This is a genomic window from Desulfosporosinus youngiae DSM 17734 (assembly GCF_000244895.1).
GTDB classification, from domain to species: Bacteria; Bacillota; Desulfitobacteriia; order Desulfitobacteriales; family Desulfitobacteriaceae; genus Desulfosporosinus; species Desulfosporosinus youngiae.
Window position 1 is genome coordinate 5,579,057 of record NZ_CM001441.1, and the last position, 24,097, is coordinate 5,603,153.

The following is a 24,097-nucleotide window of genomic DNA, read 5'->3' on the forward strand; positions in this document are numbered from 1 at the left end:
CCAATATAAATAGGAGTAGAGGCTGAATTCCATTCAGCCTCTATTCCTATTCGCTAGGTCTCCGAACTTAGGACTTCTTAAGAAAAGGTTAGCTCTTTTATCTCAGAATTTCTTAGTTTCTTTTCACTAAGCCCGATAGAATCATCCAGCCGGCTCGTCAAACCTTCGTTATTGTCGCTCCCATTCTCATTGATTTGACCCTGAGTAGGCGCAACTCCTTCAATTCCTTCGTTTTGCATACCATACCCCCTAGAAATTTCTTCTAGTATTCCCGAAGGAACGAAAAAACTCATTACCGTAAACAAAGAATTCCCCAGCGTTCAGCCGGAGAATTCTTTGTTTAATTAAACAGTCCCCCCGCCCGAAGCTCAATGCTCAGGCTTAGCCGAACGAATTATTTCGGCAACTGAAACGAACTCTTCAATGATACAATTCTATTAAAAATAAGCTTGCCTTGTTCTGAACTCAAAGGATCAACATTAAAGTACCCATGTCTAAAGAATTGAAACTTATCCTGGGGCTTGGCGTCTTTCATATTTGGCTCAACGAAACCCTGTACGATCTCTAAAGACTTGGAATTTATGTTATCCAGAAAGGAGGTCTCATCATCCTTATCCTGATCCAAAATTAAGGGTTCATATAATCGGAACTCCGCAGATACTGCTTGGGAGGCCTCCAGCCAATGAATCGTCCCTTTGACTTTCCGCCCCGTGAACCCTGATCCGCTCTTCGTCTCCGGATCATAGGTACAGTGAAGTTCAATGACGTTTCCGCCCTCATCTTTAATAATATCATTGCATTTAATAAAATAAGCGTTTTTCAGCCGGACTTCATTACCCACGAAAAGCCTATGGTACTTGGCCGGCGGATTCTCCATAAAATCATCTTGCTCAATATAAATTTCACGTGAAAAAGGAATTAGCCGGGAACCCATCTCGGGATTTTCCGGATTATTTTCAGCCTCCAGCATCTCTGTCTGACCTTCGGGGTAATTTGTAATAACCACCTTAAGGGGCTCAAGCACCGCCATGGTCCTCGGTGCCTTAAGTTTTAAGTCTTCCCGGATAAAATGTTCGAGCATCTTGCTATCAACAACACTATCTGCTTTAGCCACTCCGATTTCCCGGGCAAAGTTTCGAATCGCCTCTGCTGTATACCCCCTGCGCCGAAGTCCCGAGATCGTAGGCATCCGGGGGTCATCCCAACCGTCTACGACCTTTTCGTCAACCAATTGCTTTAGCTTCCGCTTACTCATCACCGTATTCGTAATGTTTAAGCGGGCAAATTCATATTGATGAGGAACCTTCTCCATTTCACATTCCCGGACAACCCAATCATATAAGGGACGATGATCCTCAAACTCCAACGTACAAATCGAATGAGTGATTCCTTCTATGGCATCCTCTAAGGGATGGGCAAAATCATACATGGGGTAAATACACCACTTATCCCCCGTATTATGGTGGTTGGCATGCGCAATCCTGTAAAGGACAGGGTCCCGCATATTAATGTTGGGAGAAGCCATATCTATCTTAGCGCGCAAGACCTTTTGTCCGTCTTTGAATTCCCCTTGACGCATACGCTCAAACAACTCTAAGTTTTCTTCAACCGACCGATCGCGGTACGGGCTTTTTTGTCCCGCCTCTGTCAGAGAGCCCCGCATTTTCCTGATTTCCTCAGCCGTTAAATCACAAACATAAGCCTTGCCTTTTTTGATCAGCAAAATGGCACGCTTATACATTTCCTCAAAGTAATCTGAGGCAAAAAATAAGTTATCCCATTCATATCCCAGCCACGCTACATCTTCCTTGATGGATTCTACATATTCTGTGTCCTCTTTGGTGGGATTCGTATCATCAAAGCGCAGGTGGGTCTTGCCTTTGAATTCGTCCGCCAATTCAAAATTTAAAATAATCGATTTGGCATGTCCAATATGTAAATAACCATTGGGTTCCGGTGGGAACCGTGTGATAATCTGATCTACGTTACCGGCTTTTAGATCCTCATTAACAATATTCTTAAGAAAATTTGAGGTGGACTTGTTTTCCATCGTATCAACCTTTCTCGCTAGATAATCCTGTTTCTGCCAATTTTATCTTTACCCTCAATAATACTTCATTCATGGTCAGAGTTCAACTTCAGCCCCAAAAATATGGTTTATACTAAAAAGCCTGTAACTTAGTATGCTTAACCGCTAAGTTACAGGCCTGCCAAGTTTGTTGGTTATTGTGACTTAATTTCCGTAAGTACTAATGAAACATCTATAGCCTTGTTATCCCGGTAAATCGTGACTGTAACCGTATCTCCCGGCTTATATTTCAATAACTGATGGGTTAATTCCAAAGAATTCTTGATTGCTATACCATTAATCTTTGTCAAAACATCCCCGGTCCGAATTCCTGCTTTTTCTGCCGGACCGCCCGGAGTGACCTTAGAAATATAGGCTCCTTCCGGCCATCCTCGCTGACTGGCATATTCGGCCGTATAGCGGGGATCGATTTGAACATTAAGTCCGGGATGACTGGCATATCCTTTCTCAATCAATTGTTTAATGGTTGGTAAAGCATCTGAAATCGGGATAGCAAAACCCATTCCTTCAAATCCAGGTTCCTGATTCTTGGCGGAATTTATCCCAATCACCTGACCTTGGTAATTGACAAGCGGGCCTCCGCTGTTTCCAGGGTTTATAGCAGCATCTGTTTGAATGAGATTAAAGCTTGCTTCTCCCGGAATATTCAAGATACGATTGGTTGCAGATACAACGCCTGTCGTCACAGAGCGGGCAAATTCCTGTCCGCCGGGATTTCCGATAGCTACTACCGGTTCACCGACTTGGAGTTTTGAAGAATCTCCCAGTTGGGTCGCTACAAGATCTTTGGTATCTGCAATCTGAACCACGGCTAAATCAGTACGTTCATCACCGCCCACAAGTTTTGCATCAAGATTGCGGCCATCAGCCAGACTCACAATCAGTTTTTCTGCTCCGGCAATCACATGATTATTGGTGACAATGTAGCCATTTTTAGCATCAATAATAAAACCTGAGCCACTTCCCACTTCAGCAAAACTGCTTCCTCCGAAAAAGGCCCCCCGTGATTGAAAGTTAGCAATTCCGACAACTGCCGGTCCAGTGACTTTAGCAATTTGAGTTACCGGGAAATTGACTCCGTCTGTTTCGATAGCCTGGGTCGTTGGTCCTTCATTTAAAACGACTTGGTTTGCAGAGGTCACTTGCTTGTTCCCGTACACTGATGGAACTAATGCCACGGCAACGATTCCACCCAGCACGGCACTAATTAAAGCTATTACAATGGTCGAAAAAAAACCGTGCCCTCTCCGTGAATAATTATTATCTTTATAGTAGTCCATAACTAACCTCCTCTGCCTATTATTCCATTAACATCATCAATTCATGCGGTGAATGACGCGGAGCAACATGTACATGGACATCAGAGTACTTTTTAGCTCTCTTCGAGTTTCTAAGGATACCCAAAACCGTAGACAAAGCGATTTCCGGAGTATTGTTTTCCTCACTTAGATGGGCCAGCATGACCCGTTGAGTATTTTCGTTAATCCACTCAAGGAGTCCTTCTGCCAGCTGTTTATTATCCAAATGCCCGTAGTTTCCGCTGATCCGTCGTTTTAGATAGGCTGGATACGGCCCATTCTGCAAGCGGTCTTTATCATAATTAGCCTCTACGACAAGGGCATCACACCCTTGCAAATGCCGGTGCATTTCTTCAGTGATCATACCGCTGTCAGTGGCAATTCCGATTGCCAAGTCCCTCTTATCCTTTTGCTTGGGACGTGAAACCTTTAGTCCGTAGCTTTCACGACTATCGTGAGAGGTAGGATAGAGCAAAACATTAAGGCCTGCACAAGAAAAAGACTCCCGAACTTCTATACGTTGATTTTCTGCAAGCTTTCCCAAGGAAGGACTCATAACCTTCCAAAGCCCCGCAGTAGCGTAAATTGGTATTTTTAACTTCCTGGCCAGTATCCCTACTCCACGAATATGATCCACATGTTCATGGGTAACTACAATTCCTTCAATTTCCGAACACAATAGGTTAACCTGGGAAAGGTTATGTAATAAACTCTTCCCGCTAATTCCGCAATCCACAAGCAGATGCCGGTTATCTTCCCCAACAAGAATTGCATTTCCGGAACTTCCGCTCGCCAAGGTTGTAAAATGCAATTATATTCCCTCCCTTCCGGCAGCATTTAAGCGATTCAATAAACATTGAAGAGAAGCAGCATCCTGCTAAAATGCCCTGCCTCACTCGCCCTTCTGTAAATTAGGATTTGACACACCGTCTGTGGTTTTAGCTTGGAGCTGACTTTGAGCCATATTAATCATGGCTTGGATCTCCTCTTTTTCTTGATCATTCCGGGCCAAGGGCAGAGCCTTTTGCCACTGATTAAGAGCCCCGGCCCAATCCTGCTTGGCTTGGGAAAGGAAAATACCATAGTTGAACAGTGCATTTATGAAATCAGGCTGAAGGGCTATGGCCTCATTATAGCTCTTTTCCGCTAAATCATAATCTCCGCTGTAAAAAGCAGATGTCGCCATATCCACCATGATATTCGGATCTTTATTTGTTTTCAAAACCTGTTGGTAGGCCTCAACCGCTTTTTTGAAGTTATCTTGCATCTCACCGGGCGCTGCAACTTGAGCTTTTATTGCAGCATCATAGTATTCATTTCCAAGGGCAGTTTGTAATTGTACATTGTCAGGGTCTACTTTAGCTTGCTGAACCATGGCATCTATACGCTGCTTCTGGTCTTGGTATTCTGCTTCAGCCTGGGCAGTATTATAAGCACCTGGGTTGGCAGACGGTGTATCCCCGCCAATAAAATAACCGATAAATGCCGAACCAACCATAGCAATACTAACAAGAACAGCAAGTACACCCGCAAAAATTCTTTGTGATCGTTTATTCAAACAGTTCTCCCCCTTGCCCATTTAATCCCAAATAACATTGTACCATGTCTTCTCAACCCGTCCAACCTCAAATATTTAATGTATGACTTCTCCCAGCGGGAATGGGTGTGCTAACAGCGGATATCCTGAACAGGCGCCGGCTCAAGATTGTCTTGAAGTTCTTTAATCTTTACATAAAGTGCGACTTCCAAACGCTTTTTCTGAAGCTCACATCCCAAGGTATAAACCTCTGTCAGGTTCTGAGTAAAGGAAACATTGGCTGCATGACATCCTCCGCTGCAGACAAAGCGTGCCCAACACTCCCGGCAGGACGGCTTAGCGTAGACATGGGCGGAACGAAAGTCCTTAACCAGGTCTTCCTTTAATTGAAGCGGGTTTTCGTCATAGAGTGAACCAAGTTTGTAGATCTCCTGCCCCACAAACTGGTGACAGGGGTATAGATCCCCCTCGGGGGAAATTGCCACATACTCATGACCGGCTCCACATCCCGAAAGTCGTTTGACCATGCAGGGGCCCTGATCCAAAGCAACGTTAAAATGGAAGAAGTTAAACTCCCGTCCTTGGGCACGGCGTAATAACAGCTCCTCGCCAAGACGATCGTAGGCTTCACCTAGTTTATCCAGATCTCCCTCTTGAAAGGCATAAGCAGCCTCAGGACCTGCTACGACGGGCTCCACGGAAATTTGTTTGATTCCTAAATCCGCCATATGCAAAACATCCTGATCAAAATCCAAATTAAAATGGGTATAGGTCCCCCGCACATAGTAATAGGTTCCCAGCGCATAGGCTGAGCTTTCCGGCCGTTTCGCTGCGAATTGCTTAATCAGCGGCGTAACTTTGGCATAACTCCCCCGGCCATCTGCATAAGGCCTCATCCGATCGTGTACTTCCGGGCGGCCATCCAAGCTCAAAACAACGCTTATATCCTCTTGTTCGAGAAATTCCTGAATTTTATCAGTCAGCAATACTCCATTGGTCGTCAGCGTGAATTTAATGGTTTTACCCCGCTCTGCCCCTGCCTTTCTGCCGTATTCCACCAGGGCCTTAACCAGCCCAAAATTGAGCAGGGGTTCACCTCCGAAGAAATCGACTTCACAATGGTTCCTATGTCCCGATGATTCTAAAACAAAGTCGATCCCCTTTTTACCTGTCTCCAAATCCATCATCGTTCTGCTTCCGCCAAAAGCACCTGTTCCCGCAAAGCAATACTCACAGCGCAGATTGCAGTCATGAGCCACATGAAGGCAAATAGCCTTAACAATCGGCTTAGCGGGATAAACAGGGAGCACGCCTTCCGCCTCCGCCGAAAAAAGGGTTCCTTCCTTACGGAGTTCCTCCAGTTCTTCTAAAATCTCAGTGAGTTCTTCTTCCTTTACTGTTTTGCCTGCTTGCCTAAGAACCCGGCTAAGTCCCGCTACACTAAGACTCCCCGATAACTCCTGCAATTCTTCAATGCTCTTGAGAACATTAAAGGTCCCCTCATCCAGAACATGTAAGGATCCGGAATTTACATCATGAGCGATCAAGCGATCTCCTTGACAGTAACTATGGACATTTTTCTTTAAGGGATAGTTCTCAAAATACAATAAATCTAACATTCACACTCCAGATCCTCTCTTTTTCTTAGTAAACAGAAACAGAACCCGCCCCGTATTTTGGGGTGGGTTCTGAGATCCTATGTTGAAATTAAGCCGGCTGACTTATTTAACACACACTTGGTTTCCAACTGTGCACGACGTCTTACAAGCAGACTGACAAGAGGTCTGGCACTTGCCACACCCACCGGTTTTCACGGTAGCACTTAGATTTGCTTTAACAATTGTCTGAATGTGTTTTGCCATTCAAACACCCTCCTCTCGAAACTATCACGTCTTCTAATTTCATTCTCGATTATAACACAGAGACAAGAAGAAAGGCAAAGCCCAACCTTCAGCAAATAGCACTTTCTGAGTACATTTTATCTTAAATAATTCCCTAACCCCTTAAATCGTTGCACAAGCAAGCAGATTGATTAAGAAAATGCTGCCTATCTAACTCCCTCTCCAGAAAGCATCAATTATTTGTATAAAATGTTGACGAATTTACTAGATTATACATATAATAAAGTGTCTAAATAAATCTCTGTTAGGTGAGGCTCCTGCATAGACATAGGCCACTGCCCAGAAATGTCGAGAGACGCCAATTGGGTAGAACAGGTATTGCCGACATAAGGTTTTACTTAAGGTGGCTGAGAATACTCTACGCCATGCAGTGCTAAAGCTCAACGAGTAGGGAGGTCAAACTTTTGTTTGCAGACCTTCTATTTTGCCGTAGAGGTCTTTTTATTTTCCCGAATTCCATTCGGAAACTAGGAGGTGAGTTTATGGATTCTGGCCCTTATCATTCGTGTCGTTCTATTATTTATACCGGACTGAGTCAATGGGACAAAAGGTGCCAGACTCCGTCGTGAGAGGAGGAAATTAAATGGAGGACTTAAAAGTTCTGGGAGAATTTTATTTCAGTCAATTGCTGAATAAGCCTATTCGGGATGCAGAAGGCCGTCGAATTGGCCGCTTGCTGGACCTGGCTATACGTTGGGATGGTGTCTCCCCTCATGTTACAGGAATTCGATATACCAAAGGGATTCACGACTTAATTCCCATTAAATTAGTCTCTTCTTGGGATCAAAATGACATGCGTCTGAATATCACCTTTGATCCCCGGCTTACATGCCCTCTTCAGGAGGATGAAACATTTATCGGCAAATGGCTATTAGATAAACAGATCATTGATTTAGAAGGCTCAAGATTGGTACGGGTGAATGATATTTCGTTATCTTGGGTGTCTCATGAACAGCAGAACTATATGGTTCTGCTGGCAGTTGATATTGGTGTACGAGGCTTATTCCGCCGCTTGGGGGTTGAATTTCTCTTAAGCCGAATCGAGAATAAGTTTGTGGGCAGCCAGTATATCAAACCTCTCGAAAATCGAACCTCAGCCCTTCAGCTCACCAGGGAAAAAGAACAGCTTCGTCAGCTTCATCCCGCAGATATTGCAGATCTTATTGAAGACATGGACTATAAGCAGCGGGCGGATTTCCTTAATGTGCTGGATTCCCAACAAGCAATCGATGCCCTGGCTGAGATGGAATTAGATACTCAGGTTGAAGTGATTACTCAAATGGATGAGGAGCGGGCCTCTGATATCTTAGAAGAGATGCCCCCCGATGAAGCCGCAGATATTTTGAGCGAATTATCCTCAGAAAAATCCGAAGAACTTCTAAGCTTGATGGAATCGGACGATGCAGAAGATGTTCGGGAGTTAATGCAGTATGAAGAAAACACCGCCGGTTCTCTTATGACAACTGAATATATCGGCTTACCCATTTGGATTACTGCTGAACAGGCTATCAATGAATTGAGACGCTTGGCTCCGGAAGCTGAAACTATCTATTATCTTTACGTAGTGGACGAACAAGAAACCCTGGAAGGGGTCCTGTCTCTGCGGGAACTAATTATTGCTTCTCCTGAAACTACCTTAAAAGACTTAATGCACACCAAAATAGTGAAGATCTCTCCCTATGACGACCACCAAAAAGTCGCCGATCTGATCCATAAATATGGATTACTGGCTGTGCCTGTCGTGAATTCCGAGGATCAGATCTTAGGGATCATCACAGTGGATGATGTCTTGGAATTATTGATGCCGGATCGTCCTCGTGTGGAAATTTACTCCACCTTGATTGCCCGCCGACGCCAAGCGAAAGGAGGGCATGGTGAATGAACCTAAAAGCACGTTTCACCTTGTTTTTTGCCATCATGGGGCCAGGAATGGTCACCGCCTTTGCGGATAATGATGCCGGCGGAATTGCAACTTACGCCGCTGCAGGCGCTAAATATGGCTATTCACTTATCTTTACCATGCTTATCAGCACTGTACTTCTGGCCATAGCCCAAGAAATCTCCGCTCGTACAGGAGCCGTTACCGGCCGGGGACTCTCCGACTTAATACGGGAAAATTATGGAGTGAAATGGGCATTTTTTGCAATGAGTGTCCTCCTGATAGCCAACCTGGGGACAACTGCCTCGGAATTTTCCGGGATAGCCACTAGTTTTGAAATTTTTGGTGTGAGTAAATATATATCCGTTCCAATCATGGCTTTTATTATCTGGTGGCTTGTTATCAAGACCGACTATGCCAAAATGGAGAAAATTCTGTTGTTCCTCTGCTTGACCTTCTTTAGTTATGTCATTTCGGGCATTATGGTCAAACCCCCCTGGCCTCATGTCTTCGTAGAATCCATTACGCCCACCCTTTTGGGTACCCCTGCCTTTCTGCTAATGGTGGTCGGCGTGATTGGAACGACCATTACTCCTTGGGGACAGTTCTATGTTCAGTCTTCCGTCGTGGATAAGGGGATCACAGCCCAGGATTATCGCTACACACGCTGGGATGTTCTGATCGGAACATTTTTTACCGGGTTCATTGCCTTCTTTATTATTGTGTCCACTGCGGCTACGCTTTTTGAGAATAATATTCCCATTGAAACTGCCAAGGATGTTGCCCTCGCCCTAAAACCTTTGGCTGGCGAGTATGCCAGTTTGCTTTTTGGCTTTGGATTGCTTGGGGCATCTATGCTGGCGGCTTTTGTACTGCCGCTGAGTACTGCCTATGCTGTTTGTGAAGCCTTTGGCTTTGAACATGGAATCAGTAAATCCCATAAAGAGGCCCCTGTCTTCTTCAGCTTATATACGGTTCTGATCGTCTTAGGGGCGGCGATCGTTTTATGGCCGGGTTTATCCTTATACCACGTCATGTTGACAACTCAAGTCGTTAATGGCATTCTTTTGCCCCCGATTCTCATCTTCATGGTCCTGATCGCCAGTAAGAAAAGTATTATGGGAGACTACGCTAATAGCAAGTTTTTTAATATTATATCCTGGACATTTACCTTGATCTTAGTGCTGCTTTCTCTGCTTTTGCTTCTATCAACGTTATTCCCCGAGTTTATTACCAGCTTTTTGGAGTTATTAGAATTTTAAAATGACAAGCTGCTTCGGCAGCTTGTTTTTTTAATAGGATTCTTTCCGGCCAACCTTGTCCCTTTTCCCTTCTTAAACTAAATTCATATGTATATTCCTTAGAATAACGTTTACTCTACCTAAAGACGTAAACTAAGGAGTGAATTAATATGGGTTTAGGGCAATTAGCATTAGAACTTGTTATAGGATTTTTTAGTTTATTATTTATGACCAGGATTTTAGGTAAAACTCAAATTACCCAGCTTACGGCTTTTGACTTTATCTCAGCCTTAATTATGGGTGAGCTTCTAGGTAATGCCATCTATGATGATGACACGGGAGTCACGAAAATTCTATTTGCCATCGCTGTTTGGGGCCTCCTGATCTTTGCCATACAGGTCGTGGGACAAAAGTCCATTACATTAAGAAATCTTTTCGAAGGCAAACCTTCCTTAGTCATTCAAAAAGGGGTCATTAACCGCCAAGAGCTTAAAAAAAATCGTACGAATATTAATGAGCTTTTAACCTTATTAAGGGATAAGGATATTTTCTCCGTTCGAGAAGTTGAGTACGCTATACTCGAACCCAATGGGTCTTTAACCGTTTTGCGGAAACCTGAATTCGATACCCCTACACTTAAAGATCTCAATATTGCTGTCACTAAAAAGTCCCTGCCTGAGCTTCTTATCAGTGATGGAAAAATAATCAACCAAGCCTTGCTGAATATCAACAAAAGCACGGCTTGGCTTGAGGCTGAGCTAAAACAGCAAGGGCATGATAATCCAGATAACATTTTCTATGCTGAATGGAGAGAGGAAGACGGTTTATATGTTATAGAAAAAAATCAGTTAAACAATGGCCGTTAAGTCCTACTCAGGAAGTTTGTTGTCGTAACTTCGATAAACTAATGCAGAGCCTGCAAACCAGAGGATAAATGTTATGATTGTGACTATCGCTCCACGAGTATCACCGTGATTGAATTTAAAAAATCCCAGATTTTGTTCTATAAAGCCAAGCATTACTGCAAACCCGGAAAATCCTAATATGTAAGGGATTAGAAACTCCACTCTAACGGGTAAGAAAAAGAAAAAAAGCATCCAAACAAATGTAAAGGCTATCGGCACAAAAACAGGTATCCCAAACGCTTCAAGCGGGCCGGCAATGTAAGTAAATTCTCCAAGAAAATTTCCTAAAATAATAATTGTAAATACATCAATAAACCCACCTAGAACAAATCCAAATAATAAGAACTTCTTATAGTTTTCTCTGGGGATAAATATTAATGTCGGAATACCAAACGCAATGGCTAAACCCGGCCAAAATATAAAATTCAGATCAAATGCCACCGTATCACCTTCTTCTATAAATTATTCACTCAATTATTTTTCCGTTGAGCTAATAATTTATTCCATTTCTATGGATAATCCCCGGATTTTTTCTTAATCGTTCGTTGACTGTCCGAAATATAGACTTTATGATTCCACTTCGTTCAAATGTTGTTAATGCCTGTTCGAGAGTGGGGAGGATCGCCGTCTGATCTCTGTTCAAATTCGGAATCGATTCCGAATTTGAACTGCCATGGTCGGAGCCGGGCCGCAAAAAATCAACGGCCATCGGCAGGCGGTGCATTTCCCGTCCGGCGGGTCTTAATACAGGGGCGGATCATACAAATCGGTTGTTGTTGAATCCGTGATTTTGATATCTCGTTTGCCAGTCAGGTCAAAGCGGTTATTCCAAGTCATGGATACCAACGGATATTCCAGCAAATTGAGATTCTCATCAGAAATGCCCATTTTCAGCCCGAAAACGCCTTTTGACGGATAACCGGGAAACCGTTGGCCATACCGGTCTGATAACGGACAATCATCCCGATTTCCGCCCCTAACGAAATGATAAACTTTAATAATTTCCTTGTTTTGGATTTTACCTGACCAAGCCTTTGGCCGGTCTTTTCATCTTATGCACCTTGTCCGGCAGGGGTTACCCTTGTCCGGGATACTTGTGACAAAATAAGGGCAAGACCGCAAAGTGTGATATACTCTTTACGGTCTTGCCCTTATTTTTGTCACAAGTGAGGGCTTGAACACATAGGCTATGAGTAAGATTGTTCAAATCCGTCTTGTCTTATGGGAGCTTTTCCTTAGGAAAAGCTTATGAATAAGAAGAGAAGCTCGAAACCATGGCAAACGGATTAACTGAGCGAAGGCCGCAGATTATCGCGGTCAAATTAACCGTATTAAAGATCAGAACGGCAGAGTGCTGCTTTACATCTCAGTCAAGATCGGAGGGCACCTGACGGAGGCTAAATCCATGGTCAATCATGGAGTATGGGGCCAAGCTGACTGCCGACCCAGAGGACAGTCCAAATTCGGAATCGGTTCCGAATTTGAACGGCGAAGGGGTCTGCTTCTAAGGCTTCTACCATGGTCTTATGGATCTTTGAGGCTCTAGCCAGGAGGGTATCATGGCGGATTCTGAGGGGTTCGGATAAAATATCCCAGGCTTGATAATGGCCGAGGGCGGCCAGGCAAACGCTTGCTACACATAATGAGTCAACTGTCTGCCAAATGGTTAGTAATGTAGTATTTCATATCCTTCTTCGTCATATTCTTTTTCTTCAACTGGTGTATGCGGTCGTTCAATGAACGTTCTTTGTGGCATTTTTCTAAAAACCTTAATGCCTATTTTATGTTTGTTTTGTTTTCTCATCTTTTCTCCTACGATACTCTCAATTTCAGTTAATTCTGATTCAGGAACTGGAAACCCATTTTCACCAACCTGATCTGAGTCATAAGCTAGGTCAGGATCGACAATTCCCATGTCTATGGAATTATTTTTCAATTTTTGATTTTAAATTAGCGAAATTTTCTTAAAACAAAACATTTAATTATACAACGCTTTCTGTAAATTTCCTTCCAGTAAAGGAGATTTATTTTAATTCATAACAAACTAAAAGTTACTAAGATTATTGAAATAGGCCGTACAAGACCATTGCTAGATTCTTTATCTTCTAAACGATTAGCCTACAACTAGACTGGTGTTTGACAGTCAATTAATTTGAACCCTTGTTACACAAGGGTTCAAGAAAATCAAAAATGGGCGTGCCACTACAATTAGCTTTTTATAGTAATTAGCTGTGCATTGAGGTTTGAACTCGATCCGGAACTCTGGCTCCTACGGCTTTAAACGCTACTGCAGCAGCGCCATGGACTTCCGTACGAACTAAATGTTCCTTGTTTTTGGTGTTTAATTTCACGATATGCACCTTACGTAATTCCCGAATGACTTCAGTGTATCCGTATTCGCTGTTACAATCGGTCAGGAGCTTTTGAAACTTAATCTGAACAACCAAGGCTAAGAAGCAAAGCATGATGTGGCCGGCAATTCGTTTCTCTGTCCAATGGAAAACAATCCGTAAATCTAAGGTGCTTTTAAGATGTCTAAAGGCACGTTCAATTTGTCATAAGCTGCGATAAGCCGTAGCTACTTCTGCCGTTGGCAACTGAGTATTGGTCTGCAGAATATACAGTCCATCAAATAACGTTGCCTGCTTTAGCTTCTCTCTTCATTAATCGTTGCTGCTTCATCCACGACATTAAGATAACGCTTGTATTCGCTGTTACCAATCAGATCCTTTAGAGTTCGCGAACTTGGGTTGTCCTTAAACATTTGAGGGGTTAATAACACAAAAAGGGTGTGGTCTGGAAGACGTAAAGATAAGGGCTGGTCCATCTCCTTGTTTTTTTCAAGTAGAACATCTATGTTTCGAATTATTTGGTTTCTCATCGCATCATAAGTGATTTGACATGAAATATCTGACAATACTTTAGCCTCAATAAGTATGGCAAACTGAGTATCAGGATTAATCAAAAGTGCATCTACATGGGTCGCTCCTTCAAGATCAGGCCTGAAATCCTCACCAAATTTACAGGCCGCCTCTAAAACATAAGGGATGAAATGACGACTTTGTAAATGTTCCGCAAGCCACTTTTTGTACGATTTTGGTGAAGGTAAAGCGACCTCAAAGTAAAGTTGGAGATTTCCTTCTAAGCATTCTCTCCATGAAGTGATACCTTCAATTGGTGGTTTCTCTCCCAAAGTAGCAGATAGCAGGTTGGAGAATAAATCGTTCCTATTATCTGAGTAGTAATAGTTTATAAGCAGGCAACTACCCAAAACCGCTCATCTTTTTCCAACTGGCGGGGAAGTTTTACTTTACTTATAGTAACCCCGACTTTATCCGAAATAGCATGTTCCTTGTAGCGTTTGGCGCTTTCGAGGTAATATTTTAGATACTCTTTGCATCTTCGGTATGGCCAGGAGCAAAGTGTTTCACTAATGTTGCGCCTGAAAAAGGTAAATAAGTAGGCTCGATAATGCTCATCTTTAACTCCCATCTCACCTAACCAATAGGTTACATCTTAAATTATAATGAACCCTTCGTTCCATAAAGCTAGCACAACATCCATCTGAGAATTGTGTGATTTCTTTATCCCACCCTTTGTTTCATTCCAAAGAGTTTTCTTATCATTTGAAAGCGACGGGTTGTCGACAAGGAGTTTCAGTGCTTTGACAGCATATTCTTTGTTTTCCTTAGCTGAAATATAAACGCCTGACTTTATACCTTTTACTTTACCCGTCTCACATAATGCTAGGAAAGTACTTCTTGGGCACCCTTTGCTTTGACCGGATGTCCCTTCGCCAAAAATCTCTATCGTTGCCATTTCCCATGCGGCTTCTGGTGTGTTTGCATGTTTTGATTCTATTAAATCAACCGCTTTAATGGCAGCTTGTCCATACTTATTCATAATGGCCCTCCAAACAAATAATAAGTCCCGAAAGATGGAAATTACTCCCTATTGCCTATTGCTCTTGACTCTACCTCCACAATTTTCTTTCCACTTAGAAGTTCTGCTAAAGTATAGTACCACCCACCGGAATTATTTACGCTTGGTTTTGGGGCATGGGGTAATTCAATTTGCCCCTTTTCCGAAAGGATATAAAATCTATAGTCTTCGTTGTGATGAGAAAACTCCCATTTCAAAAATCGTTCTTTAATGTATCCAGCTATTCTTTTCGAGTACGAAGATTCCATATGACCCAATCTCTCTTCCAAGGTGGGTTCATATGGATTTAATACCACAGTCTTATCGACAAGGTAAAGCTTTTCCATCTCGCCACCTTGTGGGTTACGAAAAGTAATATATTTAGATGGTCTATACTGAAACCTAGGGCCCTCATTGGGGCAGGCATGGACAGAATAAGCAACTATAAATGGATATGTATTCCGGGCTGCAACCGATAACACATCAGCTTGTATTTGACTCATGCCAATTTAACCTCCAAACTTAATGCGCACTTTTTCCTTAACATTACTGCTCAAGACCAGCTTCACCCGATCAATTCGTAATTAAACGGTATTCGCCAGGATTAACCCTTTCAAGAACACGTAAATCCTCTCGGACATTTGAAGAGCTATTTCCACCACAAGATATCGGAACCATATCCGCCATAGGGGTACCGAAATCTTTCCATAAGTCCCCGTATTTCTGACAAACATATTCTTCAATTTCATACTTATTTTTTGTTCCACCTAAAGCCTTAAAAGCTTCAATAATAGCCTCGGGTTGCGTCATTCGTATTTCTCCTTTGCTTAAGGCTCGTATTCCTTAGCACATTCCATTATTCTGACATTCTATATGATAATTCTTTATAAGTTTCTAAATTCCTCCAACTTAGTGCGACAAACCAAAAAAGGGCACCTAGTTAGCGTCAACCCCTCCAGCCTTCCAGTCTACCAACACTTCCCACCTGACTGTAAGCTTTTCCCATGTTAAACTTCGGTAGAGGTGTAAGTTATGTTTATAAGCTCAATGCTTCTACTCAAGATAGATAGCCCGTTCGACAGCAACGAATGGCTTAGCGAGCTAAAAGTATCTCCATAAAAAAAGGTGTACAATAATTATAATTCAATCCCTATTGCCATTTTATATGCGTTGATGTGATGTTTACCGAGTGTACATAATTGCTTTCTTGTACATAAATGATGGATTAGGAAAGGTATTTTTGTGCAAATTCATAAAATAATAATAGGCTTCGCGCTGATTTTGATATTGCCAATTAGTGTTTATATATGTACCCTGTATGTACAGGGTATTTTTTGTGTAGTGCGAAGGGAGTGCTTGTTTTGGCAGGAATGATTCAATTTAGATTTAATGCTGACTACGTACAACGTTTTGATTCATTGGCAGCACGTCTTGGACTCAATAGAACCCAGGTGATTCGGAATTTATTATCTAACGATACTATTCTTATTGACATGATAGAAGAAAAGGCCAAAACCTTACAACAAATAACTATAGAAGATGTATTTGGAGCCAAAGAAGGGACACCTTCCATAATCACTATCAGGTTGAACAAGGTTTTTGAAGAGCGTTTTAACGATTTGGCCGCTGGCTTAGGTATTAACAGAGTTCAGGTCTTACGTAATCTGCTAAGTGGGGACGAGATTTTGGTTTCTGGCGTTTGTAAGAAAGCTAAGACTATTAAAGTACGGTCTCTTGATGCTGTGAAAAATGAACAGAATCCCTCATGTCAACAACCTGTAAATAATATTGCTGTAGAGTCTTTTAGCACCTCTCAAGAGCATCAGAAGCATCAAGATGGAATTAACCTTTTCTCAAAGTTTTATGGTGAGAACGAACATACTCAAAGCCCTTTAAGACGAGGCAGAAAGAAGAAAATTCTTTCGGATATTGACCACTCGGAAGAGAGACGACTAATTATAGCCCATCTAAACAAAATGACAGGTAAGAATTTCGGGCTAGATACTAAAGAGTCATTAACTGCAATAGACAAAATGCTTGAGGAAGGTAAAAAGCTAGACGAGTTCATTCGGATTATTGACAATATGGTTTCTGTGTGGCTAGATGATCCCAAGATGAACGTTCGACTTTGCCCTGAGACACTATTTCGTCCTAGACATTGGGAAAAATATCTGAATGCTAATTCATCCTCGAATGGCGATATAAAACAGACAGGATTAAAAAAGAAAAACGACAAGTACGAAAATTTCTATCTATAATCTCTAAACCATGCTTGAATCGGCAAACTGATACTACAGAGGCGTAAATCTCCTAATCTATTAATGAGATAATCAGAAGACTTTATCGTTTTGTATAATTAGATAATCGTTGCCAGATTTAATTGTGGAAACTAGTTTTCGCATTAGTAGGATAACTGGAAGTTCACTAAATGGGAGTTTAGCGAACATCCCTGTCGGGGTAAAGACGCAATCACCGAAATTCTTTTCAATTCCTCAGCGATCTCCTCCAAATAAATTTATGCAGGTATCATTTAATTAGGCTATTGTATCTTTCAGGGCCTTTTTTGAATTTCTTGTCCAGTATAAAATGAAGCGGAACTAATCATAATAAATGCGAATAATAAAATTCTATATTTTACCTTTATCGCTAAATTATTAATCTAAGGTGTTGACCGCTTATGTTTTGGAAAAAGAGGAAAAGTGGAAGCGACCGGAAACAAAATGACCCTAACAAGGAAGTTGAAAATACAACTTTAACACTAGATACTCTGAAAAACATTGTGGTGAACATGGATGATGCAGAAATCATTGAACGTCAAATTAATCCAGACCATAAGGTTACACTTCTGTATATAAGAACGTTGATTAATCAAGAACGTTTGAATGATGAAATTATTGAACCGTTGATCCATCATTCTCCAGCCCCTATTCACGAATGTATAAACGTTTGTAAAGCATCGAAAGTCAATGACTTAGATGAGGCTCAGAGGCAACTGATGGAGGGGGCGATACTTCTTCGTGATCGTAGTGAGGACCAATGGTTGGCCATTAAACTAGAAAATCCATTAAGCCGTTCCATTGAATCCTCTGAAACGGAAACCATTTTATTCGGTCCAAAAGATAGCTTTAGTGAACAAATAGAACAAAATGTTACACTGATTCGAAGGCGGCTACCACTGACGAAACTCAAAACGGAAAAGTTCACAGTCGGTTCTCTAACTAGAACACCGATTGTACTTATGTACATTGAGGGATTGACTAATCCTGAATTAATTACCATTGCGAAAAGTAAAATTCTTACTATTGATTATGATTTGTTTTTAGATTCATCTCAAGTTGCCGCGTTTATGGAGGATCACGTTCATAGTATCTTCCCCCAATTCCAACAGACAGACCGTCCGGACTCATGTGTTTATGCTTTGGGCGCCGGAAAACTCACGATTTTGGTTGGCAATACTCCATTTGCATTAATTGCCCCTATCACATTTTTTGATCTCTTTATCTCTCCCGACGATTATATCCATCGATGGCTGATTGGAAGTTTTTTGCGTGGCGTTCGCTTTGTAAGCTTTTTTCTTTCGCTGACCATGATCCCTCTCTATGTCGCTATAAACACACATCATTATCAAATGTTTCCCCTTCAAGTGCTATTCGTTTTATTAGAATCCAGAAGCAAATTGCCTTTTACCCCATTTTGGGAAGCATTTCTAATGTTAATCATAATCGAAATCATAATTGAAGCCAGTCTTCGAATGCCTACGAAGACTGGACAAACTTTAGGAGTAATTGGCGGGATTGTCATTGGGCAGGCTTCTGTTGAAGCCGGATTTGCAAGTAAAGTGTTAATTGTCACAGTAGGTATTTCCACAATTGCTTCGTTTTTAGTTCCCAATTATCTGATGGTCAAAGCTAACAGGCTACTTTTATTTGCTTTTATGCTACTTTCGTCAATTCTTGGAATATTTGGTATGGCACTTGGGTTCATTATAGTTCTCGTTCATTTGAATGGGCTTACATCACTGAAACAGCCTTACTTTGCCCCAATTGCTCCTTTACATATGAGCGATTGGAAGGATCTTTTTATTCGCGCACCCTTGCAGTGGATCAAGACGCGTCCTGTTTCTTTATATCCCCTGCAGAAATGGCGATCCAGCCGAAGGAGATGATCACTTGCCCTCACCTTCGTTATTTGAAAAATCGTCTCCCTTTAGCGGCGTTTATTTCATGTTGATGGTCAATCGAATGCAAATGCTTTACTATTTTATAATCATGCCGAGGCATTTAGTTCATCCTTATATGATTATGGGGATTATGGCCGTAGGAATCTTGTCGCAAGTTAATTTGATGCTGTTATCCAAGTGGTTTTCATCTGATTTTTCAGTGCAGGGTTATCAAGGATTCGTGCAGCTATTAGGTGAAAGGACGGTTAGAGTATTTGCTTTTCTTGGTTTGTTTCTAATCTTGCTCAGAATAACTGTAATGACACTGGGATTTGTGGAAATCGCGCACCAATATATATTTCCCTCGATGACTTCCAATTGGTTAATTCTTTCCATCTTTATAGTCTGCTTTTACCTAGCCTCTCAAGGGATGGAGAATACCATACGTTTTGTTGTGATCGCATTTCTAAGTACAATTTGGATGGTGATCATATATTATTCATTTTTCTTTCCGCCGATTGCTTCTATGCATGATTTATATCCTTTGATGCCGCCGGAATGGTCGGCAATTTCTTGGAAAGGGTTGTTATTGGTTTGGTCCTCACTGTCAGGAGTTGAATTTTTGGTATGTTTGACTCCTTGGCTAAGGCCAAAGCAAAAGATGCTAAAATACTTGACGATCGGCAATACGATCTCAGTCTTAGAATATCTAGTCTTATTTATATCATCGCTATTATTTTTTGGTTCCAATTACTTAGACAAAACGAAGTATCCTGTACTTGATATGGTTCGGTACCTGCAATTTCCTGCCTATGAACGAATTGATATAGTTTTGATCTCGGTCCATCTGTTTGTCCTTGTATTTGTTAACTCAATTTTCATTTTATTATTTTATGGGGCTATCCGAATCCTCTTGGGAAAAGGGGTGCGACAGACCACACGAATGGGTTTTGCGGCAAGTTTTATAATAATTCTTGTAAGTATCCTCGTAATCAATGAGTGGTTCTGGAAATCCGGCGAAGAACAGAACATTTGGCTGAACCTTCAGATTGGAGTAGGAGCATTCACCTACCTTTTAGTTCCGGCCTTCCTTCTGGTAGCCACTAAACTGAAGGGGCGTTTCAAAGTATGACGCATATAAAACGAGTAGTTTTATTGATGATAATAATAAATATCGTCTTTTTGAGCGGATGTTCTTCTTTTTTTGTGGAGAACAATACGGTCGAAGAAATCGCTCCTGTTATTTTCTGGTCTATCCAAGAAGGTGAGTCAGGTAAATTGAAAATAAGCACATTGGTGCCGCCATTGATCAATGAGAAGAAAAGTATGCTCACCCTTCAAGTTAATCTATTAAAACAGGGAAGAAAGGACTTTAATTTAGTTTATTATCGCGAATTGAAATCAGGACAACTCAGAATGTTGTTTATCAGCGAAGAGCTTGCCAAAAAAGGGATTCTTCCCCTTATCGACACCCTTCTCACAGATCCCGATATCTCCCAACGGCTCTATCTCGTGGTCATCAAAGGAAATTTTGATGATTACATCAGAAATCAAGTAGATAAACAAGAAAACCTAGATTATTTTCTTTATCGCATGCTTAAACATTATGAAACAAAAAATCAAGGGGATATCACTGTAATTAATTTGCATCAATTCTTGAAACGGTTGTACTCTCCATTTTCAGATCCCATACTGCCTGTTTTTAAAGTTAACAAAGAAAATTTCATCTACAATGGAACTGCCTTTTTCAAGGATGACAAATTAGTTGCAACCATCAGCGACATGAATGATCAAATTCTCCAACTCCTTAATAACGATTATTACCTCAAACTCTTACCGATTCCGTCCTTAGCCGTCTCTTTAGGTCAGATTCGTTCAAAGGTTATTATAAAATTAGCTCCAGACTACTCGTCAATTTCAATTAAGGTGAATTTGGTTGGCAGAATCGAGGAGTACCGGGGGGATAAAAATATAGTCGATAGTGACGAATTAGAGGACCTTAATCAAGAGATCAAATCCTATTTGGAAAAACAAACAACTGCGTTACTACAGAAAATGCAACAGTGGAAAGTTGATCCTTTACAAGTGGGGACACACTCGCTTACCCCCTTCTCGCAACCAATCAAGGACGAAGAGTGGTTAAGGAAATGGGGGAATATGGAATTACAGATCAATTATCAGCTTGATCTCCAAACAATGACGAATGTGAACAAATAAGTGATGGATGAATTAAGATTGGTCGTTGATTAGTGGACAATCACATCTCAAATACATCAAATAAAGTTACTCGACTAATCTAAACATTGCTATTAGCATCTCACAGTTAATCTGTGGTTTTTTGCACAGGATGCAACTCGCACGTATAGCGTTGTTCATATAGTGTTAGATATAGATGGATTTTTAAAAGAAGATGGTGTATGGGTTAAGGGATCTAGTATTGATTTTTTAACAACAAATTTCGGACTTTATGTAACCGCAAAAAAAGATGGAAAACGCAACACAAGAGGACCTCAGGCGATTTTTAAATTACTTAGCGCGATAGGAATTACTTGCAGAATTACATTCGCTAAAGACCCAAATTCTGAACGTATCTTTAAAACTTTGACTTCCAGTTATTCTTATAACTCGATGTAAGGATTGGGCCTACGCTCCAGTGAAAGAAGGCGATGACTTCATAGTCACCGCCCTCTTTTCATGTTTTTTGCTCTTAGCTGAACAAGGTGTTTTTAGCTCTTTTAGCCTTAATTATCTGAGCGAAAACCTTTGAGAAATTCAATGCGATTTTGACTTTTGAACCTAAGAATGGAACCCGTTATTAGTACCTAGGTACCTTTTTCTGAGTTTTGGTTGCTTCGCCTAACAAGAATTAAGGACCTAAAGGTCCTTCTTGAAAATGTTACCAAACCTGTTTTCTATATTTGAAAGGTTAGAATTTTTCTCCGCAGGATTAGAGCCTTTGGTTTCGAATAAAGATTCCATATTTTCAAGAGTCGTATGTTTCCTGTTATTACTGTCAAATATAATTAAATTATCTTTAAGCTGGCTTTGAGAGTGTAGGTGAGGGAATGCGCTTGAAACCATTTGTTCATTGTACAATTGTTCATAATGTTTTACCTGCTCCCGTAAAAGCCGTATCTCGTCGTTTCTAAGCCTTAACTCCTCATTTTCACCTTTTCTTCGATTGAGCTCCTCTTTCAAATTCTTTGCCTCATTATAAAGTTCAATGAAGGTCGTCTCGATAAAATGCAGCTCGTGAATTATTTTGTTCTTGTCATTTTTGTACACTTCAAATATTTGTTCAATATTTGGGAAATATACATCATCATTATCTGTAAATCCAATAGACCTTGAGATTGGTTTATTTAATTCATCGATTGTTTCGGGTATACGCCTACTCCACGTATTTCTGCCAATTCCGGTTTCCTTTTCTAAGAAAAGATATGTTAGTTTTTGCCCCTTGATTTTATTTTTAATCTGTAACGCCATTTCTTTAAGTTGCTCATCACTATAGTTGGAAGGTCTACCTTTGCCAGCCTGTCCAACCCTTTCTTTAGTCATACCTGTCCTCCTCTATCAGTCTTGAATCAACCATTGCTTTTTGATTCATGTATTTGACCAGATTCTTTGAATTTGTTTTTAATAATTCCTCTGAACCAGGGTGTTTAGATAGGAGTGATGAACTGCATTGTTCCCTCATAATTAGAAGGATTTCATTCATGCGTTGATTTAGGAAGGTGGAGAAGTCTTGTAACCATTGTATTCCTTGTTCGTATTTATCGATATCCGGCTTAAAGATATAGTTGTTGCACATCCTGCAATCCTCGACGCATGAGTTAGGGAAGATTTCAATTTTCTCCTTGCAAAAACCGTAATCCACTTTTAACATTTTAGAGGCATCCTTATCATTGTAAATTTTTCCTCTATTGTAAACATCCCTTCTCCATCCGATAAACCCCTCGGGAATTTCATTAGAAATTTTTTCTTCCAGAATGTGCTGAGCCAGGATATAGACATATGATTGGGAAAAATGTTCCGCATGAGAGTAGTAATTTTCCTGTGTGGCTATTACATCATGTCCTGCCATTCTTGCAATGGAAAGCATGTTAAAGCCCTGTAAAAACATATTGATAATTGCGAAGTGCCTGGTATCACCTGGCTTAATTCTCTCAAGGTTGTTTTCCGAATATATGCCTTCAATTACCTCGGTATAAAACTCTAGCAGTAAAAAATCAAAATTGTAGAGAGTCATCCTATTAAACGCTTGACTTTTGGGTCTTTTTCGGAACATTTGATAAAAATCCCGTGGAAAAAGGTATTCATCTTCAATTCCCAATTCCTCTAACTTAAATTTATAGGAAGAGATAATCTGGTACGTTTGACGATCAATTTGGATTAAATCATAATGAATTTCTTTTTTGGGTGTATCATTATGATCCTTGATCCTTGGTACTTTAAGCCAAATAGTTCCGTCTGGTCTTGGTTCCAAGCAATTCATCTTCATTAAAAGGAACTCTGTTGGTCGCATAGGTATAATATTCGAAACAAGCCACCAGATCATAATTGGCACGAATTTTAGGGTCTGTTCAATTGGCTTGGTCTGAAAAAAGTCGTTTAAGATATCGTTGAATGCCAGTACGTCGTTAAAATGCGGCAAATCCCGGCTGCTTGATTTTGAAAAGGGTACGGTGTTGCAAATACTTAATATCTGATTTTCCTGATCGCAAGGGAAAAAACTGATAAAGTTCTTTAACACGTTTGAAAGGTTATAAGAACGCGGCTCCGACATTGATAACATCGTCTGTTTCAGCCTGTCGGTTTTTTTAAAGCCGTTCGATACCCTAATCGTCTTTTTGAGGAGTTGGAGTTCATCGTAACACTTATGAGGGCTAACTCCTGTTGATCTACGGAACGTGATAAAGGCCTTAATGGCTTGGTTTAATTCCTCGAAAAGTTCTATATCAAATGCCAGTCGAAAATCGTTTGCCTTTATTGGGCATGGCATAATCCAGGTGCGATCATTAAAAGACTCTGCAATAATATACCCATTTTCTTTTAAAGCCAAAAAAGTGCTCAGATAACGTTCTGTTTCTGATTCGTCGTAATAAATTTGTTCGACTACGCTTACATTAGCGTGGCTGAATAAATCTTGAGAAATTTTTAGTTCCAA

General features: G+C 41.0%; 23 protein-coding genes, 2 pseudogenes and 1 riboswitch. Of the genes and pseudogenes, 9 read left to right on the forward strand and 16 right to left on the reverse strand.

Features of this window, described 5'->3' with window-relative positions; genetic code table 11:
* Positions 1–77: 77 nt before the first annotated feature.
* From DESYODRAFT_RS28875 to scfA, 7 genes are all read right to left on the reverse strand, one after another.
* Positions 78–239: a hypothetical protein gene (locus tag DESYODRAFT_RS28875; protein WP_007787624.1), complete on the reverse strand. Its 162-nt coding sequence runs from the start codon at positions 237–239 to the stop codon at positions 78–80.
* Positions 240–394: 155 nt separating this feature from the next.
* On the reverse strand, positions 395–2,050 hold the full coding sequence (locus DESYODRAFT_RS26055) for a glutamine--tRNA ligase/YqeY domain fusion protein (RefSeq protein ID WP_007787625.1): 1,656 nt from the start codon (positions 2,048–2,050) through the stop codon (positions 395–397).
* Positions 2,051–2,223: 173 nt separating this feature from the next.
* Positions 2,224–3,369, reverse strand: coding sequence for a S1C family serine protease (locus tag DESYODRAFT_RS26060; RefSeq protein WP_007787626.1), 1,146 nt, complete (start codon positions 3,367–3,369; stop codon positions 2,224–2,226).
* A 19-nt stretch (positions 3,370–3,388) separates the two neighbouring features.
* The gene (locus DESYODRAFT_RS26065) at positions 3,389–4,198 is read right to left on the reverse strand and encodes an MBL fold metallo-hydrolase (RefSeq protein WP_007787627.1); all 810 of its coding nucleotides are present in this window, start codon (positions 4,196–4,198) and stop codon (positions 3,389–3,391) included.
* Positions 4,199–4,279: 81 nt separating this feature from the next.
* Positions 4,280–4,945: a tetratricopeptide repeat protein gene (locus DESYODRAFT_RS26070; RefSeq protein WP_007787628.1), complete on the reverse strand. Its 666-nt coding sequence runs from the start codon at positions 4,943–4,945 to the stop codon at positions 4,280–4,282.
* Between the two features lie 110 nt (positions 4,946–5,055).
* Positions 5,056–6,543, reverse strand: a complete 1,488-nt coding sequence (gene scfB, locus DESYODRAFT_RS26075) for a thioether cross-link-forming SCIFF peptide maturase (RefSeq protein ID WP_007787629.1) — start codon at positions 6,541–6,543, stop codon at positions 5,056–5,058.
* A gap of 102 nt (positions 6,544–6,645) precedes the next feature.
* Positions 6,646–6,786: a six-cysteine ranthipeptide SCIFF gene (gene scfA, locus DESYODRAFT_RS27755; protein WP_007787631.1), complete on the reverse strand. Its 141-nt coding sequence runs from the start codon at positions 6,784–6,786 to the stop codon at positions 6,646–6,648.
* Positions 6,787–7,058: 272 nt separating this feature from the next.
* A riboswitch (M-box (ykoK) riboswitch) is annotated at positions 7,059–7,224 on the forward strand.
* Positions 7,225–7,408: 184 nt separating this feature from the next.
* On the opposite strand from scfA, the gene DESYODRAFT_RS26080 reads away from it, so the two are divergent.
* From DESYODRAFT_RS26080 to DESYODRAFT_RS26090, 3 genes are all read left to right on the forward strand, one after another.
* Positions 7,409–8,707, forward strand: coding sequence for a magnesium transporter (locus tag DESYODRAFT_RS26080; protein WP_007787632.1), 1,299 nt, complete (start codon positions 7,409–7,411; stop codon positions 8,705–8,707).
* Positions 8,704–9,966, forward strand: a complete 1,263-nt coding sequence (locus DESYODRAFT_RS26085) for an Nramp family divalent metal transporter (protein WP_007787633.1) — start codon at positions 8,704–8,706, stop codon at positions 9,964–9,966. Before DESYODRAFT_RS26080 ends, DESYODRAFT_RS26085 begins: the two co-directional genes overlap by 4 nt.
* Before the next feature lie 149 nt (positions 9,967–10,115).
* The gene (locus tag DESYODRAFT_RS26090; protein ID WP_007787634.1) at positions 10,116–10,811 is read left to right on the forward strand and encodes a DUF421 domain-containing protein; all 696 of its coding nucleotides are present in this window, start codon (positions 10,116–10,118) and stop codon (positions 10,809–10,811) included.
* Positions 10,812–10,814: 3 nt separating this feature from the next.
* Here DESYODRAFT_RS26090 and DESYODRAFT_RS26095 read toward each other — a convergent pair whose 3' ends face one another.
* On the reverse strand, positions 10,815–11,291 hold the full coding sequence (locus DESYODRAFT_RS26095; RefSeq protein ID WP_007787635.1) for a hypothetical protein: 477 nt from the start codon (positions 11,289–11,291) through the stop codon (positions 10,815–10,817).
* Between the two features lie 300 nt (positions 11,292–11,591).
* Positions 11,592–11,812 (reverse strand): annotated as a pseudogene (locus tag DESYODRAFT_RS29440) (DUF1659 domain-containing protein).
* 389 nt (positions 11,813–12,201) lie between these two features.
* On the opposite strand from DESYODRAFT_RS29440, the gene DESYODRAFT_RS27760 reads away from it, so the two are divergent.
* Positions 12,202–12,396, forward strand: coding sequence for a DUF3102 domain-containing protein (locus DESYODRAFT_RS27760; RefSeq protein WP_242833518.1), 195 nt, complete (start codon positions 12,202–12,204; stop codon positions 12,394–12,396).
* A 120-nt stretch (positions 12,397–12,516) separates the two neighbouring features.
* Here DESYODRAFT_RS27760 and DESYODRAFT_RS26100 read toward each other — a convergent pair whose 3' ends face one another.
* From DESYODRAFT_RS26100 to DESYODRAFT_RS26125, 5 genes and pseudogenes are all read right to left on the reverse strand, one after another.
* A complete protein-coding gene (locus DESYODRAFT_RS26100) occupies positions 12,517–12,765 on the reverse strand; it encodes a hypothetical protein (RefSeq protein ID WP_007787636.1) in 249 nt (82 codons plus the stop codon).
* 310 nt (positions 12,766–13,075) lie between these two features.
* A pseudogene (locus DESYODRAFT_RS27765) lies at positions 13,076–13,584 on the reverse strand (IS1634 family transposase); the annotation flags it as partial.
* A 782-nt stretch (positions 13,585–14,366) separates the two neighbouring features.
* Positions 14,367–14,753, reverse strand: coding sequence for a DUF6979 family protein (locus tag DESYODRAFT_RS26115; protein WP_007787639.1), 387 nt, complete (start codon positions 14,751–14,753; stop codon positions 14,367–14,369).
* 41 nt (positions 14,754–14,794) lie between these two features.
* Complete coding sequence (locus tag DESYODRAFT_RS26120) at positions 14,795–15,274, reverse strand: hypothetical protein (protein WP_007787640.1); 480 nt, start codon at positions 15,272–15,274, stop codon at positions 14,795–14,797.
* 70 nt (positions 15,275–15,344) lie between these two features.
* The gene (locus DESYODRAFT_RS26125) at positions 15,345–15,581 is read right to left on the reverse strand and encodes a hypothetical protein (protein WP_007787641.1); all 237 of its coding nucleotides are present in this window, start codon (positions 15,579–15,581) and stop codon (positions 15,345–15,347) included.
* A gap of 560 nt (positions 15,582–16,141) precedes the next feature.
* Here DESYODRAFT_RS26125 and DESYODRAFT_RS26815 point away from each other — a divergent pair.
* From DESYODRAFT_RS26815 to DESYODRAFT_RS26150, 5 genes are all read left to right on the forward strand, one after another.
* Positions 16,142–17,029: a conserved phage C-terminal domain-containing protein gene (locus tag DESYODRAFT_RS26815; protein WP_242833726.1), complete on the forward strand. Its 888-nt coding sequence runs from the start codon at positions 16,142–16,144 to the stop codon at positions 17,027–17,029.
* 419 nt (positions 17,030–17,448) lie between these two features.
* Positions 17,449–18,936, forward strand: a complete 1,488-nt coding sequence (locus tag DESYODRAFT_RS26135) for a spore germination protein (RefSeq protein ID WP_007787644.1) — start codon at positions 17,449–17,451, stop codon at positions 18,934–18,936.
* A gap of 4 nt (positions 18,937–18,940) precedes the next feature.
* A complete protein-coding gene (locus DESYODRAFT_RS26140; protein ID WP_007787645.1) occupies positions 18,941–20,062 on the forward strand; it encodes a GerAB/ArcD/ProY family transporter in 1,122 nt (373 codons plus the stop codon).
* Complete coding sequence (locus DESYODRAFT_RS26145) at positions 20,059–21,147, forward strand: Ger(x)C family spore germination protein (RefSeq protein WP_007787646.1); 1,089 nt, start codon at positions 20,059–20,061, stop codon at positions 21,145–21,147. Before DESYODRAFT_RS26140 ends, DESYODRAFT_RS26145 begins: the two co-directional genes overlap by 4 nt.
* Before the next feature lie 162 nt (positions 21,148–21,309).
* Positions 21,310–21,564 (forward strand): hypothetical protein, encoded by a 255-nt coding sequence (locus DESYODRAFT_RS26150; RefSeq protein ID WP_042339194.1) that lies wholly within the window; start codon positions 21,310–21,312, stop codon positions 21,562–21,564.
* Positions 21,565–21,804: 240 nt separating this feature from the next.
* On the opposite strand, the gene DESYODRAFT_RS26155 is transcribed toward DESYODRAFT_RS26150, so the two are convergent.
* Both DESYODRAFT_RS26155 and DESYODRAFT_RS26160 read right to left on the reverse strand, forming a co-directional pair.
* Positions 21,805–22,488, reverse strand: coding sequence for a hypothetical protein (locus tag DESYODRAFT_RS26155; RefSeq protein WP_007787647.1), 684 nt, complete (start codon positions 22,486–22,488; stop codon positions 21,805–21,807).
* On the reverse strand, positions 22,481–24,097 hold the full coding sequence (locus DESYODRAFT_RS26160) for a site-specific integrase (protein WP_007787649.1): 1,617 nt from the start codon (positions 24,095–24,097) through the stop codon (positions 22,481–22,483). The genes DESYODRAFT_RS26155 and DESYODRAFT_RS26160 overlap by 8 nt, the downstream gene beginning before the upstream one ends.